The organism is Lacticaseibacillus zeae subsp. silagei (genome assembly GCF_030770335.1).
GTDB lineage: Bacteria > Bacillota > Bacilli > Lactobacillales > Lactobacillaceae > Lacticaseibacillus > Lacticaseibacillus zeae.
Map to the genome: position 1 here is coordinate 181,954 of NZ_CP132484.1, position 14,689 is coordinate 196,642.

The 14,689-nt window shown below is 48.6% G+C and carries 15 protein-coding genes, 1 pseudogene and 1 riboswitch; of the genes and pseudogenes, 11 read left to right on the forward strand and 5 right to left on the reverse strand.

The genetic code is table 11. The annotated features are described in order from the left end of the window. Positions 1–320: 320 nt before the first annotated feature. The 5 genes from dapB to lysA all read right to left on the reverse strand — a co-directional run bounded on the left by dapB (position 321) and on the right by lysA (position 5,476). Positions 321–1,088 (reverse strand): 4-hydroxy-tetrahydrodipicolinate reductase, encoded by a 768-nt coding sequence (dapB, locus tag LACZS1_RS00915; protein ID WP_070650883.1) that lies wholly within the window; start codon positions 1,086–1,088, stop codon positions 321–323. Beyond that, on the reverse strand, positions 1,085–1,990 hold the full coding sequence (gene dapA, locus LACZS1_RS00920) for a 4-hydroxy-tetrahydrodipicolinate synthase (protein ID WP_070650881.1): 906 nt from the start codon (positions 1,988–1,990) through the stop codon (positions 1,085–1,087). The genes dapB and dapA overlap by 4 nt, the downstream gene beginning before the upstream one ends. Before the next feature lie 264 nt (positions 1,991–2,254). Next, positions 2,255–3,406: an N-acetyldiaminopimelate deacetylase gene (locus tag LACZS1_RS00925; RefSeq protein WP_070650879.1), complete on the reverse strand. Its 1,152-nt coding sequence runs from the start codon at positions 3,404–3,406 to the stop codon at positions 2,255–2,257. A gap of 6 nt (positions 3,407–3,412) precedes the next feature. Beyond that, positions 3,413–4,117: a 2,3,4,5-tetrahydropyridine-2,6-dicarboxylate N-acetyltransferase gene (dapD, locus tag LACZS1_RS00930; RefSeq protein WP_306402890.1), complete on the reverse strand. Its 705-nt coding sequence runs from the start codon at positions 4,115–4,117 to the stop codon at positions 3,413–3,415. A 9-nt stretch (positions 4,118–4,126) separates the two neighbouring features. Beyond that, complete coding sequence (lysA, locus tag LACZS1_RS00935; RefSeq protein WP_070650875.1) at positions 4,127–5,476, reverse strand: diaminopimelate decarboxylase; 1,350 nt, start codon at positions 5,474–5,476, stop codon at positions 4,127–4,129. Between the two features lie 187 nt (positions 5,477–5,663). Beyond that, positions 5,664–5,843: riboswitch (Lysine riboswitch) on the reverse strand. Between the two features lie 641 nt (positions 5,844–6,484). On the opposite strand from lysA, the gene LACZS1_RS00940 reads away from it, so the two are divergent. The 11 genes and pseudogenes from LACZS1_RS00940 (at position 6,485) to LACZS1_RS00990 (ending at position 14,569) form a co-directional block, all read left to right on the forward strand. Next, positions 6,485–7,864, forward strand: a complete 1,380-nt coding sequence (locus tag LACZS1_RS00940; protein ID WP_010490073.1) for an aspartate kinase — start codon at positions 6,485–6,487, stop codon at positions 7,862–7,864. Position 7,865: 1 nt separating this feature from the next. Continuing rightward, a complete protein-coding gene (gene dapF, locus LACZS1_RS00945; RefSeq protein ID WP_070650873.1) occupies positions 7,866–8,873 on the forward strand; it encodes a diaminopimelate epimerase in 1,008 nt (335 codons plus the stop codon). A 3-nt stretch (positions 8,874–8,876) separates the two neighbouring features. Continuing rightward, positions 8,877–9,935 carry an aspartate-semialdehyde dehydrogenase gene (locus LACZS1_RS00950; RefSeq protein WP_070650870.1) on the forward strand — a complete coding sequence of 353 codons (1,059 nt, stop codon included), beginning with the start codon at positions 8,877–8,879 and terminating at the stop codon, positions 9,933–9,935. A gap of 70 nt (positions 9,936–10,005) precedes the next feature. Further along, a pseudogene (locus tag LACZS1_RS00955) lies at positions 10,006–10,155 on the forward strand (transposase zinc-binding domain-containing protein); the annotation flags it as partial. A gap of 163 nt (positions 10,156–10,318) precedes the next feature. Next, positions 10,319–10,582 (forward strand): MoaD/ThiS family protein, encoded by a 264-nt coding sequence (locus tag LACZS1_RS00960; RefSeq protein WP_010490067.1) that lies wholly within the window; start codon positions 10,319–10,321, stop codon positions 10,580–10,582. An 83-nt stretch (positions 10,583–10,665) separates the two neighbouring features. After that, positions 10,666–11,406, forward strand: a complete 741-nt coding sequence (locus tag LACZS1_RS00965; RefSeq protein WP_010490066.1) for a HesA/MoeB/ThiF family protein — start codon at positions 10,666–10,668, stop codon at positions 11,404–11,406. Further along, positions 11,384–12,610, forward strand: coding sequence for an MFS transporter (locus tag LACZS1_RS00970; protein ID WP_044112649.1), 1,227 nt, complete (start codon positions 11,384–11,386; stop codon positions 12,608–12,610). Before LACZS1_RS00965 ends, LACZS1_RS00970 begins: the two co-directional genes overlap by 23 nt. Then, the gene (locus LACZS1_RS00975) at positions 12,600–13,271 is read left to right on the forward strand and encodes a class I SAM-dependent methyltransferase (RefSeq protein WP_010490060.1); all 672 of its coding nucleotides are present in this window, start codon (positions 12,600–12,602) and stop codon (positions 13,269–13,271) included. The genes LACZS1_RS00970 and LACZS1_RS00975 overlap by 11 nt, the downstream gene beginning before the upstream one ends. A 31-nt stretch (positions 13,272–13,302) precedes the next feature. After that, the gene (locus LACZS1_RS00980; RefSeq protein ID WP_070650868.1) at positions 13,303–13,521 is read left to right on the forward strand and encodes a hypothetical protein; all 219 of its coding nucleotides are present in this window, start codon (positions 13,303–13,305) and stop codon (positions 13,519–13,521) included. A gap of 44 nt (positions 13,522–13,565) precedes the next feature. After that, positions 13,566–14,243 (forward strand): ATP-binding cassette domain-containing protein, encoded by a 678-nt coding sequence (locus LACZS1_RS00985; RefSeq protein WP_070650866.1) that lies wholly within the window; start codon positions 13,566–13,568, stop codon positions 14,241–14,243. Then, positions 14,240–14,569, forward strand: a complete 330-nt coding sequence (locus tag LACZS1_RS00990; protein WP_010490055.1) for a YxeA family protein — start codon at positions 14,240–14,242, stop codon at positions 14,567–14,569. The genes LACZS1_RS00985 and LACZS1_RS00990 overlap by 4 nt, the downstream gene beginning before the upstream one ends. Positions 14,570–14,689: the final 120 nt, after the last annotated feature.

Sequence of the window (14,689 nt, forward strand, 5' to 3'; positions counted from 1 at the left end):
CGTACGTTCGGTTCAACAAAATCAGTATGCACTCATTTTTTTAAATTGACAACTGATTTTTTCTAAAAATAAAGTCAAACAGATGCTGAAATGGCGGGAATCGTTGTGGGAACAGGTGTTCGAAACGCGTAAATATTTTTAAAAATTTCTAGAAATAAAAAATTGCCCCATCAGCAAAATAGCTGGTGGGACGATTTTTATTTTCTGCCATGCGACCAGTTAGTGGTCACTTGTTAGTTTGCGATGGTACGCTTGTAGACCAAGGCCGTCTAGTAATTGAGAGAGCGAGGTGCAAATTTTTAATGGAAGGTGTCCTTTTTCTATAAAAAGTTCTCCAACCCAACCACCAACTGATCCGCTTCCTGCACCTTGCGAATGGCGACGGCAACGCCTTGCATGAAGCTTTGGCGGTCGAAGGAGTCTTGGCGAATGGTGAGGGCTTCGCCGGGGCCGCCGAAGAGAACTTCTTCATGGGCGATGTAGCCGGGGAGGCGAACGGCGTGGACAGGGACGTCATCGATGCGCTGACCGCGGGCGTCGTTGTCGATGGTGGACAATGGCTTTTGGGTACGTCCGTCGGCGATTTTGTGCGCGGTGGCGATGGCGGTGCCTGAAGGGGCGTCGGCTTTGTCTTGGTGGTGCATTTCAATGATTTCGGCATCAGGAAAATAGGCGGCGGCTTCTTGGGCAAATTTCATCAATAAAACGGCGGAGAGGCCAAAGTTTGGTGCGATTAGGCCGCCGAGGTGTTTCGCTTTGGCCAGCCTGATGAGGCGATTCTGATCAGCTGGCGCCATCCCGCTTGTGCCAATGACCGGATGGATGCCCGCATTAATTGCGGCTTCGGTATTAGCGGCGACCGCGTCGGGATTGGTGAAGTCGACCCAGACATCGGCGACGTTAGCGTTGAGCTGATCGTAATGGTTGAGGACTTTGACCTCAGCCGGTAATCCGTAATTTTGCGGGTTATTGATGGTTATTTTAGGGTCAAAAACGGCACTTAATGCGAAATCTGAATGTGACTGGATCATTTTGACGGTTTTTTGACCCATGGCACCGCGAAAACCGGCGACAAGAACGTGAATCATGCGAGCACCTCCGCTTCAATGGCTGATAGTTCCGGAACGCCTAAAAGATGGGCGAGTTCCTGCTGTTGTTTGGCAGTTAATGGCAGTATTGGCAGACGCGGGCTGCCGACGTTGAAGCCTAATGCGTTGAGCGCGGCTTTGGTCGGAGCAGGCGATGGGAAATGGAATAAGGCAGCCATTTTCGGCAATAGTTGTCGTTGCAGCGCAGCCACCGTCGTGATGTCGCCGCGATCCAATGCCGCATACATTTCCCGAATGCTGTGCGCGTAAAGATGGGAAGCAACCGAGATCACGCCCATACCGCCGAGCGTTTTAATCGTCAGCGCCTGAGCATCTTCACCGGTCCAGACACTAAACGCGTCGTGCTTGGTTCGATCAATGATGTCACTCAGGGCGGCGAGGCTACCGCATTGTTTGATACCTTGAATCATGGGGTTTTGCGCCAACGTTGCGACAGTTTCCGGCAGCATCTCAACGCCGGTTCGGCCAGGGATATTGTAAATGATGATCGGCTTTTGCGCGTTGGCCGCGACCGCCGTGTAGTGGGCGATCATGCCGTTTTGATCAGGTTTGTTGTAGTAAGGCACGACCACCAGTGTCGCATCAATTCCGGCGATACCGCCGACTTCATGGGTAAAATCAACGGTTTCCCGCGTATTGTTCGACCCTGAATTGGCAATGACCAGCGCCCGGCCGTGAACCATGTCGACAAACCGCGTGTACAAGTTGATTTTCTCGTCATGACTGAGCGTCGGCCCTTCACCTGTGGTGGCGCCAACGACAAAGCCATCGGTGCCTTCTGCAATCAGATGATCAACCAACCGTTGCATGACCGTATAGTCAATGTCATCGCGATCATTAAACGGTGTCACAATCGCGGTGATCAATTCTGCTTTTTGCATTCAAAAACCTCCAATTAAAGTGAGCGTGAGCGTGAGCCGGCGCGGTTAGGGGTCGGAGTGTAAGCGGCCTTGGGCGTGATGGCCCGGTCTTAGGCCATTGCGACCAAGGTCCTTACACGCAGACCCCTGCGCCGGGGAACGCGTTATGGTTGAGCGTGAGCCAGCGCCTTTTACGGGTAAGCTCTTGCGCCAAATGCTCCGGAGCGCGGATGGTGAAAGTCGCATCGGCGCATCAAGCATGAGTCAATAGCGATAGCTACTGATTCAATTATTTTCCGCCATCCGATGTTCCAGAAAATGCACAACCGCTGTGACTCCTGGTGCCAGCGCGGCTTCGTCTGGCGAAAAGTCGGCAGCGTGTAGTTGAGAATCCGGATCGTTGACGCCCAGCCAGAACATGGTGCCGGGAATTTTATTTAATAGATAGCCGAAATCTTCCCCGGTCATCACGGGTCCGGTGGGCGCAAACGTAACGGCTGGATCGGCTTGCATGTATTGAATGAAGTCTTTGGTCAGCTGCGGGTTATTTTCGACTGGATAATAGCCGCCTTGATTCAAATCAACGTTGACGTCGCAGTTGAAGCTGGCGGCGATTCCCTGACCAATATCGCGAATACGTTGCTGTAAGAAATCGATTTGTTTCTGGGTGAATCCGCGTAAAGTACCTTCCAAGTGGGCGCGCCCGGCAATCACATTGCGAATGGTTCCGGCGCGCATCAGGCCAAACGTGATGACCGCGCTGTCGGTGGGGCTGACGTTACGAGCGACGATGGTCTGAATCTGGTTAATAAAACTGGCAGCGGCCACGATCATATCGTTGGCATTTTGCGGCAAGGCTGCGTGGCCGCTTTTCCCGATGAGATCGACATTGATTTCAGTTGTCCCGGCAAAAAGGGTGCCAAGCCGCGTGCTGATGGTACCAGCTGGCAAGTCAGGGCGATCATGCAACCCGTAAAACTCGTCGATGTGCCAATCACCGGTGAAAACGCCCATGTCGTAGGCCAATTTGCCGCCATTTTTGCTTTCTTCGGCCGGTTGGAAGAAGAAAATCAAATTATCTTTTGGCTGGTGGTGGGCGAAATAGTCCAGAATTCCTAGCGCCACTGTCATGTGCATGTCATGGCCGCAAGCATGGGCGATGCCGGAATGCTGCGAGCTAAACGGTAAGCCGGTTTCTTCCGTCACCGGCAAGGCGTCAATGTCGGTTCGATAGCCGATGGTCCGCTGCGGGTTTTGTCCGTGAACTTTGACCAGTAAGGCAGTCGGCAATTTAGGCAGTGTCCGAATAGTGAGAAAGGTTTGCGGAAAACTATGCACCGTTTTAAGTAGGAAGGCATGCGTTTCTTTTTCCTGCAAGGCAAGTTCGGGAATTTGGTGGAGCTGGCGGCGAATGGCAATCAATTCAGCTTCCTTCATTAAAAGTCACAGCTTTCTGAGTTCGTCGAGCAGGACGGTTTTGGCTTCCGTTTGATCGTTGACCTGCTTGATGACTTTGGCCGGAACGCCAGCGACCACCGTGTGTGCCGGCACATCGTTAATGACGACAGCTCCGGCGGCAATGACCGCTCCTTCGCCGACCGACACGCCTTCAAGAACCACGGCATTGGCGCCGATCATGACGTGATCACCGATTGTGAGGGGTTTTGCTGACGGTGGTTCTACCACGCCAGCCAAAACGGTACCGGCACCAATATGGCAATATTTGCCGACAATCGCTCGACCGCCCAGCACCGCACCCATGTCGATCATGGTGCCATCGCCGATTTCAGCGCCGATGTTGATAATGGCGCCCATCATGATCACTGCATTGTTGCCGATCAGAACCTGGTCACGAATGATCGCGCCGGGTTCAATCCGAGCATTTTCCGCTTTGATATCTAGCAAAGGAACGCCGGTATTACGGCCCGCAGTTTCGACATAGTAGTCGTCAAGCTTGGCCTTTTTCAAAATTGGCTGGATAACTGCCCAGTCGCCGATGACCGTTCCGGTGTGCTCCCCAAAGAATGCGTGCACACTTTTTGGAAAATGCATATCAGCTAACTCGCCTTTGAGATAGACCTTAACGGGTGTTGTTTTCTGACTGTTGGCAATGGTTGAAATGATCTTTTGGGTGTCTAATTGTGCCATGATGGCCTCCTATTTGGTTGCGGTAGTAGCGTTGTTGACGGTGGTTGCGGGTGTTGACGAGCTCGGTGCGGCGTAGTGGTGATCGTGCTGAATCAAGTCAGCGTAAGTTTCGCGCGTGACGACCAGCTGAGCTTGGCCATTTTCAACGAAAACGACGGCCGGCCGCGGGTTGCGGTTGTAGTTGGATGCCATGGAGTAGCCATAAGCGCCGGTGTCGAAAACGGCAACCACATCGCCTGGCTGCGTGGCGGGCAATGGGGCGTCGTCGATTAAAATATCTCCGGATTCGCAGTACTTGCCGACGAGATGGACATGCTCGGTTGGCTTGGCGGTCGGGTGATCGGCAACCACCGCAGTGTATTGCGCCTGATAAAGGGCGGGCCGAATGTTGTCACCCATGCCACCGTCAACTGCAGCATACGGCCGCAACCCAGGCACGTCTTTGCGGCTGCCGACCGTGTAAAGACTGTAGCCGGCGGGGCCGACAATCGACCGTCCCGGTTCAATCCAGACTGCCGGCAGCGGCCAATCAAGATGGGTGCTTTGCGTTTTGAGGGTACTCAGAATGGCTTTAACAAACGCTTCTGGCGGCAGCGGATCATCCTGGCTGGTGTAAGCAATGCCGAAACCGCCGCCGACATTAAGCACTTGCGGGGTGAAACCGAATTGCCGGTGCCAATTATCAAGGACAGCCAGCAGCTTTTGGGTGACGGCTTCAAATCCGGCCACTTCAAAAATCTGCGAGCCGATATGGGCGTGGATGCCGAGCAGGTTCAGATGTTCGTCGGCTAAAATCCGCTTGGCGGCTTCATCTGCCTGTCCACTTTCAAGATCAAAGCCGAATTTACTGTCAGTTTGGCCGGTTTGATCATAAGCATGGGTGTGGGCGCTAATTCCGGGAGCGACCCGAATCAAAACATCTTGTTGGCCAACTGCTGCTTTCAAGAGCTCATCAAGCAAATCCAATTCGTGAAAATTGTCCACAATGATCGTGCCGACGCCGGCATCCAGTGCTTGTTGCAGTTCAGCTTTGCTTTTGTTATTGCCATGAAAGCTGACTTTTGCCATGGGAAAATCGGCGGCTTGAGCCGTGTATAATTCGCCGCCAGAAACCACATCGACATGAATGTTTTCAGCCTTGGCGACATCGTACATCGCAATGGTTGCAAACGCCTTGGAAGCATAACTGACAGCATAACGAACGTTGGCAGCCTCAAAAACTTGTTTAAACGCGCGAATCTGGTGGCGAATCGCTCCGACATCATACACGTAAAGCGGCGTTTGAAACGTGTGCGCCAGTTGACTGGCCGCAACCCCGCCGATGGTTAATTGACCTTCTTGGTTTGTAGCAAAATTCATAACGTGCATCCTCCTTGAGCGTGGACTGGGCCGGTTAGAAACCGGAGCACAGGTGGTCATTGCGACCAAGGCTCTTATGTGCAGGTTTCTGGCCCAGTGAACGCGTTACGGCAGGGCGACGGCAAACGAAAAGGGATCCTTTTGTTTGGCCACGCGTCAAACAAAAAGATCCCAACTTGCAATCTACTTGAATGATAGCGCCCCGCTTAGGTTTCTAAGCGACAGTACAGGATTTATTCAACCCTGGCCCAACAGGCTTGCCGATCCCGGCGCCCCCATTTCGGCAACCGCCCCTTTCACCAAACGTCACCGCGAAGGATCTCGCTCGATTCGGATACTCATGTTGGTTGCAACCTCTATCTGTTTATCACCAGACTATAATAAAAAAACGAAAGCGTCAAGAGCGTGAACCGGCGCGGTTAGAAGTTGGAGTATAAGTGGCCTTGGGCGTGATGGCCCGGGCTTAGGCCATCGCGCCCAAGGTCCTTATACGCAGACTTCTGCGCCGGTGAACGCGTTTAAGAGAGCAGCAGAGAAAACCAGTGGCCTCCGTGATGGCCCGGGCTTAGGCCATTGCGTCCAAGGTCCTTACACGCAGGTTTCTGGCCCAGTGAACGCGTTTAAGAGAGCAGCAGAGAAAACCAGTGGCCTCAGGCGTGATGGCGCGGGCTTTAGCCATTGCGCTTAAGCTCTTCACATACAAGCTCGTTCCTGCGCCAGCCCACTTTCCGCCAGTCACAACCTCAACTACTTCATCACCCGTTTGAGTAAAAAAATTAAAAACAAATTTCAACACTTTGTTTCTATGCAATGCCGCCAAAACATGCCGATTTTCCGCCGTCGCTGGGGGTTGTGTTTCTGGGAGAGTCTGCTAAAGTACAAAATAAAATGACAGAGTTCTCATTTGCAGAAACGAGCTGGCGAAACGCGATTTCATTGGCGCGATGTCTGTGAGCGAATAGCTGCAAGTTGCTTGCGAAAGAGAACCCATTAGGGAGGCAGTTTATCGTGCGGGTCGTAAAGTTTGGCGGTTCATCATTAGCAAATGGGTCGCAGTTTGCCAAAGTTGTGGCAATCATGAAAGCAAATCCTGCGCGGCAGGTGATGGTGACCAGCGCACCTGGTAAACGGCATCCCGGCGACGTTAAAGTGACGGACTTGCTGATTCAGTATGCCCAGGCGGCCTTGCGCCATGAAAATGCAACTGAAGTCGTTAAGGAAATTGTTGCGCGCTATCAAGCAATTGCCGATGACTTCGGACTTGATCCCCAAGTCATGCAGCAAATCAGCGAAGAACTATACCAGTTACCGAAAAAGACATTTACCAATCACGATTATCTCATGGCCGGATTCAAGGCTCGCGGGGAAAAATTGAATGCGTTTCTGATGACCGCCGTTTTGAATCATGAAGGTATTGAAGCCACTTATGGCGAACCAAAAGACTTGGGGATCATGGTGACCGATGATCCGAATGATGCAGAAGTTTCACGTGAAACTTACACGCATCTGGAAGCTTTTAGTCGACCGCTGGGTGTGCTGGTAGTTCCTGGTTTCTATGGGTATACCAGTAAAGGCGCGATTGCCACTTTTTCACGAGGCGGTTCCGATATCACCGGAGCCATTCTCGCCAACGGTTTTCATGCAGACTTATATGAAAACTTTACCGATGTTGATGGGGTCGCTGCAGCTGATCCGCGGGTGGTGGCAAATCCCCAGATGATTCAGGAAATGACTTATCGGGAAATGCGAGAGCTATCATATGGTGGGTTTGGCGTTTTCCATGATGAAGCGATTTTGCCAGCTATTGCGGGACAGATTCCCATTAATTTGAAGAACACCAATCATCCCGATGCTCCCGGGACCATGATTGTTCCCGAGCAGCATTTTGTCCCGAAGCACGCCATTACCGGCATCGTGAGTTCGCAACATTTCGGCGCCATTTACCTGCATCGTTACCTGTTGAATAAGGAAGTCGGGTTTACGCTGAAGTTGCTGCAGGTTTTGGAGCGGCACGGCATCAGCTATGAGCATATGCCAAGTGGGATTGACGATCTGACGATTATTTTGGATGATCGGCAGCTGAACGAGGCCAAGCGGAAGGCTGTGTGCGATGAGATTCAAGCGGCGGTCCATCCCGATGTTTTGAAGTGGATCGATGATTACGCGATTATCATGGTTGTCGGCGAAGGGATGGCGCAGCGGACCGGCTTGATTCAGACGATTTTGCAGCCGTTGGCGAGTGCCGGCGTTCACGTCTCGATGATCAACGAAGGCGCCTCGCAGATTTCACTGATGCTGGGCACCTCGCGGGAGTCAGCCAATCGCGCGGTCAAGGCGATTTACAACGCTTTTTTCATTCCGATTAATCAGCGTCTGGAGGTGCATTAACATGGTGACATTGCAAAAAGTACACGGTTCCGAAAACAGTTTCTTTTTATTGGATGAGACTCAATTGACCCAGCCGTTGTCTGATGATCAGCTAACCACACTGACACAGCGTTTAACTAACAAAGAGACCGGTTTGTTAGGTGGTGCGGACGGTGTTTTGGCGATTACGGACGCACCCGGAACAGCGGGAAAAATGACCGTCGTTAATACGGATGGCAGTTTTGCCAAGCTTTGTGGCAACGGGTTGCGGACGGTGGCGCGATATTTAAGTGAAAAAACCGGCCAAACGTCATTCCGCGTCCACACTGACTTTGCGGATTTGGCCGTCGCCAAGCAAGAGCCATTAGCGGCGGGTGTGCCGGCGTATTCGGTTGAAATTTCACCGGTTAGTTTTGCGCCAGAAGCATTACCGTTTGCCAATTTAGGCACGGATCGCATTGTTGACACCGTTTTGCCGGCCATTCATCCGCATCTGAAGTTCACCGCGGTTGCCGTGCCCAATCCGCACTTGATTGCGTTTGTGTCCAAGGACGAGTTGGCTGGTCCGGATCTTGAACGGATTGGCAAGCAATTGAACGGGGAGAATCCTTATTTTCCGGAAGGGGTTAACGTCACATTTGCCGAAATCTTAGGGCAGGATACGCTGTTTGCCCGGACCTATGAGCGCGGCGTCGGGTTTACCAATGCTTGCGGCACCGGCATGTCAGCCACGACCCTGGCGTTTATTTTGACCCATCCTCACCAAGCGGCGTTGGATCGCGTCAATACCGTGTATAATCCAGGAGGAATGGTCAAAACGGTGGTTCACCGCGACCACGACCATTATTGGATTGAATTAATCGGCAATGCGACAGTCACCGCCACGATTACGTTGCCAGAAGCAGCATTGATCGACGGCGATTTGCAGCAGGCGGTTATCAAGCAGACGGGCGAGCAGGCGGCTTATGAGCGGTTTGTTGCCGCATTACCGCATCGCGCATTGGCTGACACATTGACAGAAGGAGCTTAAAAAATGAGTGGTTATCACGTAGCAGTTGTGGGTGCAACCGGAGCCGTTGGAACCCGGATGTTGAAAATGGTCGCAGAAAGCAAACTACCGATTGCATCGGTTTTGGCACTTGCAAGTAAGCATTCGGAAGGCAAAAAGGTACCGTTTCGCGATGGGACATTAACTGTTCACGAAACAACCGATGATTCGTTCAAAGGCATTGACATTGCACTGTTTTCCGCTGGTGGGTCGGTTTCCAAACGGTTCGCTCCGGCAGCCGTTAAAGCCGGCGCCGTGGTGGTTGATAACACCAGCGCCTTTCGGATGGAACCGGACATTCCGTTAGTTGTGCCAGAAGTAAATCCTGAGGCGCTGCGCCATCATCAAGGTATCATCGCTAACCCTAATTGTTCAACGATTCAGATGGTCACGGCGCTGGAGCCTATTCGTAAGGCATTTGGTTTGAAACAGGTTGTCGTCTCGACCTATCAGGCAGTTTCCGGTGCCGGACAGTCAGCCATGAATGAATTGTTCGATGAAACCCGGGCAGCACTGGATGATAAGCCGCTGGAGCCGAAAATTTTACCGACTGCCGGCGATAAGAAGCACTATCCGATCGCCTTCAACGCCTTGCCGCAGATTGATGTTTTCGAACCAGACGGCTACAGTCACGAAGAATGGAAAATGATTCACGAAACCAAAAAAATCATGGCCGGCGATATGAACAGCGATGCGATTAAGGTCACTGCCACCTGCGTCCGCATTCCGGTTCCCATTGCTCACTCAGAAGAAGTTTACTTCGAAGTGGAAGATAGCAATGCTACCGCTGACGCCATTCGCGCGAAGTTAGCAGCGGCGCCCGGCGTTGTCGTTCAAGATGATCCGAGCCAGCAACTTTACCCGCAAGCCAGAAACGCCGTTGGCAGTAAAGAGGTCTTTGTCGGGCGTATTCGCGCCGATGCAGAAAATCCACGCTTCTTCCACATGTGGGATGTTTCCGATAATCTTCTCAAGGGTGCCGCATGGAATTCCATGCAAATTGCGGAGACGATGGATGCGATGGGCTTGATTCAGCCGAAGTAAAAAATATGTTAGGACCGATACCATGTATGGTCGCTGTTTGGCGGCGGGGTGGTGTCGGTTTTTTTAACGTATAAAGGATTATAAACTTTTGAAGAACCATGGACGAAGAATTCGGCCAGTGGTAAAAAAAGAGGTTGCCAAATTTGAATCTTGCGGAGACATTCAAAAAGGTTATCGTTTATTTGTTTGTGAAGGCTGTCGTGACACTAAATGGGTCGCTTTTGCAAAGTAAAAGCGACCCAAAAGCGCTCTGTGCTTCTGAACTTAAAATGATAATCAAATTAGCATAAGGCAGCAATTAAACGTTATTTTTTAAAATTTGGGTTGCATTTTGTTTAGGCTTGCCTTAACTTTGACTTATCAAAAGTAAAGGAAGTGATTTTATGGTCAATGTTAAACTTCGTGGTATTGCAGAAGGTCGCCTTGGGAAGGGATCCATCTTGTCCTCTGGCTCTACTGTGAGCGAGATCGTTAAAGATGTTGCATTCAAAGATGACGACCTGAAACATAACTTGTTTGATGAGAGAACCAATAAGCCACGGCTTCTTTGCCGCGTCTTGATTAACGGAAAATTGGCAACCGTTGATCAACCAGTCAATCCTAATGACGAGGTTATGCTTGCCTCTGTTATGACCTGCGATGGCTAAACGGAAATAAGAATGGCCACCTACAATCAGGTGGCCATTTTTATTTTATAAATATCACATATTTTAAACTTTAGGAGAATAATATGGAATTTAACAATTCACGGTACAATAGACAATTACTCATGCCTCAGGTTGGGGAGCATGGCCAACAATTAATAAACAACTTTAGCGTTGTTAGCGTTGGCGCTGGTGGTGTGAAGTCGCCGCTTCTGTATTATCTAGCAGCTGCTGGCATCGGCAAAATTAAAATTATTGATTTTGATAGGGTAGAGTTAAGCAACCTGAATAGACAGATTCTATATACAACTGAGGACATTGGTGAATATAAAGCCGTAGCCGCTGCCAAGAAGTTAAGATTGCTCAACCCGGACATTGAAATAGAATACTCAGTCGAAAAGGTAACTCCCGACAACATAGATGATCTGTTGGGTGGATTTGATGTGATCCTAGAAGGCGGAGATGGTCCTGAGCAACGATTGATGGTGAATCAGTATGCTGTTGATTATAAAGTTCCAATGGTTCATGTCTCCGCTCAATATGGATATGGTTATGCGTTTACAAGACTAACTGACGATGATCCATGCTTACAATGTGCATTCCCAGATTTGCCTGAAAGCAGAAAAGGTCCTGTAGCTGTTTGGGGCATTGGAACAGGGATTGCCGGGATTATGGGTGCTAATGAAGTCTTAAAGATTGCTTTGAAGGAAGGAGAGCTAGCGCGAGGCTATTTAATGTCCTGCTCAAACTTTCAAAATGATTATTATAAACTTCCTATACCAAAAAATCCGAGGTGTCCAGCCTGTGGTAAGAAAACAAAAGCCTAGAAACAATATACAGTTTGCTGCTTTGCTTTCTTCAGGAATTGATTCCTTTGGGACTGGATCATTCGTTAGTGTCTCAACGGTTTTTTTCTCTACGTACAGTCACGTATCTCCGAGTATTATTGGGATAGGGCTAACCTTATCTGCGATAACAGGGATGATATCATCGCTGCCAGTGGGTTATTTAGCAGATAAATATGGAAGGCTTAAATTGTTTTCAATTTCATATTTTTTAAGAGGCGTGGGTGCACTATGCTGGCTGTTTATAAGCGGCAATCTTCAATTCTTAATATATATGTCCTTATTTGGAATTATAGATAGATCTGCTGCTTCTTTAACTAGAAGTCTAATAATTTCGCCTTTATCCAAAAGAGACGCGACAGTTTTGATGGGTAAAATGATGTTGCCAACAAACATTGGATATGGTCTAGGAGCTGGATTTAGTTTTTTATTGCTCGCTATAAATTGGGGATTAATGCCAACTGTGATTACAAATTCCCTGTCTTTTTTGCTGGTGATTTTTTTATACAGAACGGCATTGAAAGGTGTAGCTGTAACGTCTGGTAAGGTTTTAAAAAAGCCAATATCTATAAAGGTGATAAAGTCTGCATTGGCAAATAAGTTTAGAAGATTGCTTATCATGGAGAATTTCCTGTTTTCTTTTCATAGGACTTTATTGAGTGTGTATGTTCCATTAATAGTTGTCATGTACTTTAAAAACTATAGTTGGCTATCACCGATGGCCTTTATTATTAATACAGTGGTTATTTCCTTATTTCAAGGGAAGGTAAACACCTGGGCCGCTGAAAATAGAAGGTATGATAGGCTATGGGTTATATCAGGCGCAATAATAGCAGCTTCATTCCTTGTCACGTCCGTAACAACCGTAATGCATATTGATACTCTCATCTTTATGGCTTTGTTAATGTTAATAGTCAGTCAAGTCTTAGCCGAGTTATTTAGCAGTGCTGCCTTAGCGATGTACATGGTGATTTATAGTCGTTCTGAATCCTTAACCACTGACTTGAGTGCTATAAATTTGGGGGGACAGTTGCAGAACATTTTAGGCCCAACAATGTTTGGTAGCGCAGCAGTGTCATCTAACGGCCTCATATCCTTTCTTATGTTTACTCTAACCGCAGCGGTATCAGCACATGCGTATATGTATCGAGGGTTAAATAAAGAGGAGCTAAAAGATGAACTTTGATGGTGAAGATAAGAGATGGGACGAATACTACAAAAGAGAATGGAATGATAAACGTAAGCCATTGCCTATAGAGAAGATCATAAAGAAGGCTGTTCCTAAACAAAATGCAGGGCTTTATGTTGGACTTGGTACGGGCAGAAATGTTTTTCCTTTATTGAAAGAAGGCTGGAATGTGTATGCCTGTGATATTGCTCACACCAGTATAAAGAATGCCAAAGAAAATTATCCACAATATGCTACTCATTTTGACTATGGAAGCTACACTGAAGCCTTTCCCCATATAAAAGCATTTGATTATATGATTTGTAGTGAGGTCCTGGTCAATGGGAACTTTCCAAATGTCGTAGAAAGATTTCGACTTTTAAAAGACAGGCTCACCAAAGAGGGTTTCTTGATTTTTGAGCTTCCTGCGATAGGCACGGATATATGGCCTAATTGGAAAAGTTTGTCTATGTCAAAAAATGGCAGCTTAAAATTAAAATATAGGGCAGACGTACCTAATAAGCTATATTTGTCCTTTCAAGACATATGCCATTTATTGGAGAATGCCGGTTTTAAAATAGTATACGGGCCTAAACCCGTTAACTCTGAGAGGTCGAGGTACCCTGGCGGACTTATAAGAGACTGGTTAGGCATAGCTCAAAATGTTTCTTTAACATAGCAGTTGCTCAACAACATGCCAGTTTGTTGAAATGATCTTCATTAATTTCAACTATCAATTTATTCGCACTTTTTTGCTAGCCAATATTTTCATCGATGCCTGTCTCATTGGTGGTGTGATGATTTTACGCGGGAAGTGGCAATTCGTATTCGCATTGACGCCTTATCTTTTCATCGAGGCAGGAATTATTCTACTCGTGGCATGGCGGGCACAGCGCAGAGTTTTGGCAACGCTGAATCGCGGACTTTAAGAGCTAGCGCGCATTTAGTAACTGACAAGAGAGGAAAAAGGTACATGATTGAAGTGAAAGGACTTACGAAAAAGTTTGCCCAGCGAATGATCTTTGAAAATGTCAATTGTCAGCTGGTACAAGGTAAAAGCTATGCCATTATTGGTAAAAGTGGTACAGGGAAGACGACTTTTCTCAACATTCTCGGTGGTTTGGAAACCGCCACGGCAGGCACTGTCATGGTAGATGATCAGCCGGTTTCAACCAAAAATCTACCTCAGCTGCGGCGGGATAAATTCGGTTTTATTTTTCAGAATTTTGGATTAGTCGATAAAGAGACTGTTGCCTATAATCTGAAAATCGGCTTAGCCAATCAGCGGCTATCACGTCAAGAACAAACCATTGCTATGAAAGAAGTTTTGCAGCAGTTGGGGTTGACAAACGTTGACCTGAAGCAGCGCATCTTTACACTTAGCGGCGGCGAGCAGCAGCGACTGGCCTTGGCGCGCTTATTGCTGAAGAAACCGACGATTATTTTCGCCGATGAACCCACCGGCTCACTGGATGCAGACAATGCCGATGAGGTGACCCGGCATCTACTACATGACTTTGGCGATCAAGCGACAATCATCGTCGCCACGCATACAGCTGAGGTCTGGCGCCATTGTGATTACTTGATTCGGGTCGAAAATTGCCGCATCACCATTACCGAAAATATTGCTAAGGGAGAGAAACCTGCATGAAAAAGGCCAAAATTTTGGGTAGTACATTGGCAGCACTGGTCATGGTTGCGGTTGCCGGCATATTGCTGATTCACAATCAATGGACAGATCTTATCAATCCATTCGTACCCGAACAAACAAGCTACGCAAAAGTCCCACAAGGTACACAGCGTTATCGCAATGTCGAGTTGTATACCGCAACGCAGACAAAGCCGACGCTGGTACTGAAAGAGATGACCGGCTATGATCCGGATGGGAAGTATGTAGCGGTGAGGCATAAGGGGCAGTACGTGAAGCGTGTGACTTATGTGTCAAAAGAGGTGTTTTCAGAAAAAGTGCGACAGTAGGCAGTGACTTAAAGACTGGGGAAGAATTAAAGCCAAAACAAAAGATTGACGCGGATTGAGTTGTTATGGAATAATATGGCTACTATTGGCAGACGCACAGCTTTACAAGAAAGAAGGTAG

Excerpts from the sequence above, each read along its gene's own strand:
- dapB (WP_070650883.1), bottom strand. The coding sequence starts at position 1,088 with ATGATTCACGTTCTTGTCGCCGGTTTTCGCGGTGCCATGGGTCAAAAA.
- LACZS1_RS00990 (WP_010490055.1), top strand. The coding sequence starts at position 14,240 with ATGAAAAAGGCCAAAATTTTGGGTAGTACATTGGCAGCACTGGTCATG.
- dapA (WP_070650881.1), bottom strand. The coding sequence starts at position 1,990 with ATGCAAAAAGCAGAATTGATCACCGCGATTGTGACACCGTTTAATGAT.
- LACZS1_RS00960 (WP_010490067.1), top strand. The coding sequence starts at position 10,319 with ATGGTCAATGTTAAACTTCGTGGTATTGCAGAAGGTCGCCTTGGGAAG.
- LACZS1_RS00965 (WP_010490066.1), top strand. The coding sequence starts at position 10,666 with ATGGAATTTAACAATTCACGGTACAATAGACAATTACTCATGCCTCAG.
- LACZS1_RS00980 (WP_070650868.1), top strand. The coding sequence starts at position 13,303 with ATGATCTTCATTAATTTCAACTATCAATTTATTCGCACTTTTTTGCTA.
- LACZS1_RS00975 (WP_010490060.1), top strand. The coding sequence starts at position 12,600 with ATGAACTTTGATGGTGAAGATAAGAGATGGGACGAATACTACAAAAGA.
- LACZS1_RS00985 (WP_070650866.1), top strand. The coding sequence starts at position 13,566 with ATGATTGAAGTGAAAGGACTTACGAAAAAGTTTGCCCAGCGAATGATC.
- LACZS1_RS00925 (WP_070650879.1), bottom strand. The coding sequence starts at position 3,406 with ATGAAGGAAGCTGAATTGATTGCCATTCGCCGCCAGCTCCACCAAATT.
- lysA (WP_070650875.1), bottom strand. The coding sequence starts at position 5,476 with ATGAATTTTGCTACAAACCAAGAAGGTCAATTAACCATCGGCGGGGTT.
- LACZS1_RS00950 (WP_070650870.1), top strand. The coding sequence starts at position 8,877 with ATGAGTGGTTATCACGTAGCAGTTGTGGGTGCAACCGGAGCCGTTGGA.
- dapD (WP_306402890.1), bottom strand. The coding sequence starts at position 4,117 with ATGGCACAATTAGACACCCAAAAGATCATTTCAACCATTGCCAACAGT.
- dapF (WP_070650873.1), top strand. The coding sequence starts at position 7,866 with ATGGTGACATTGCAAAAAGTACACGGTTCCGAAAACAGTTTCTTTTTA.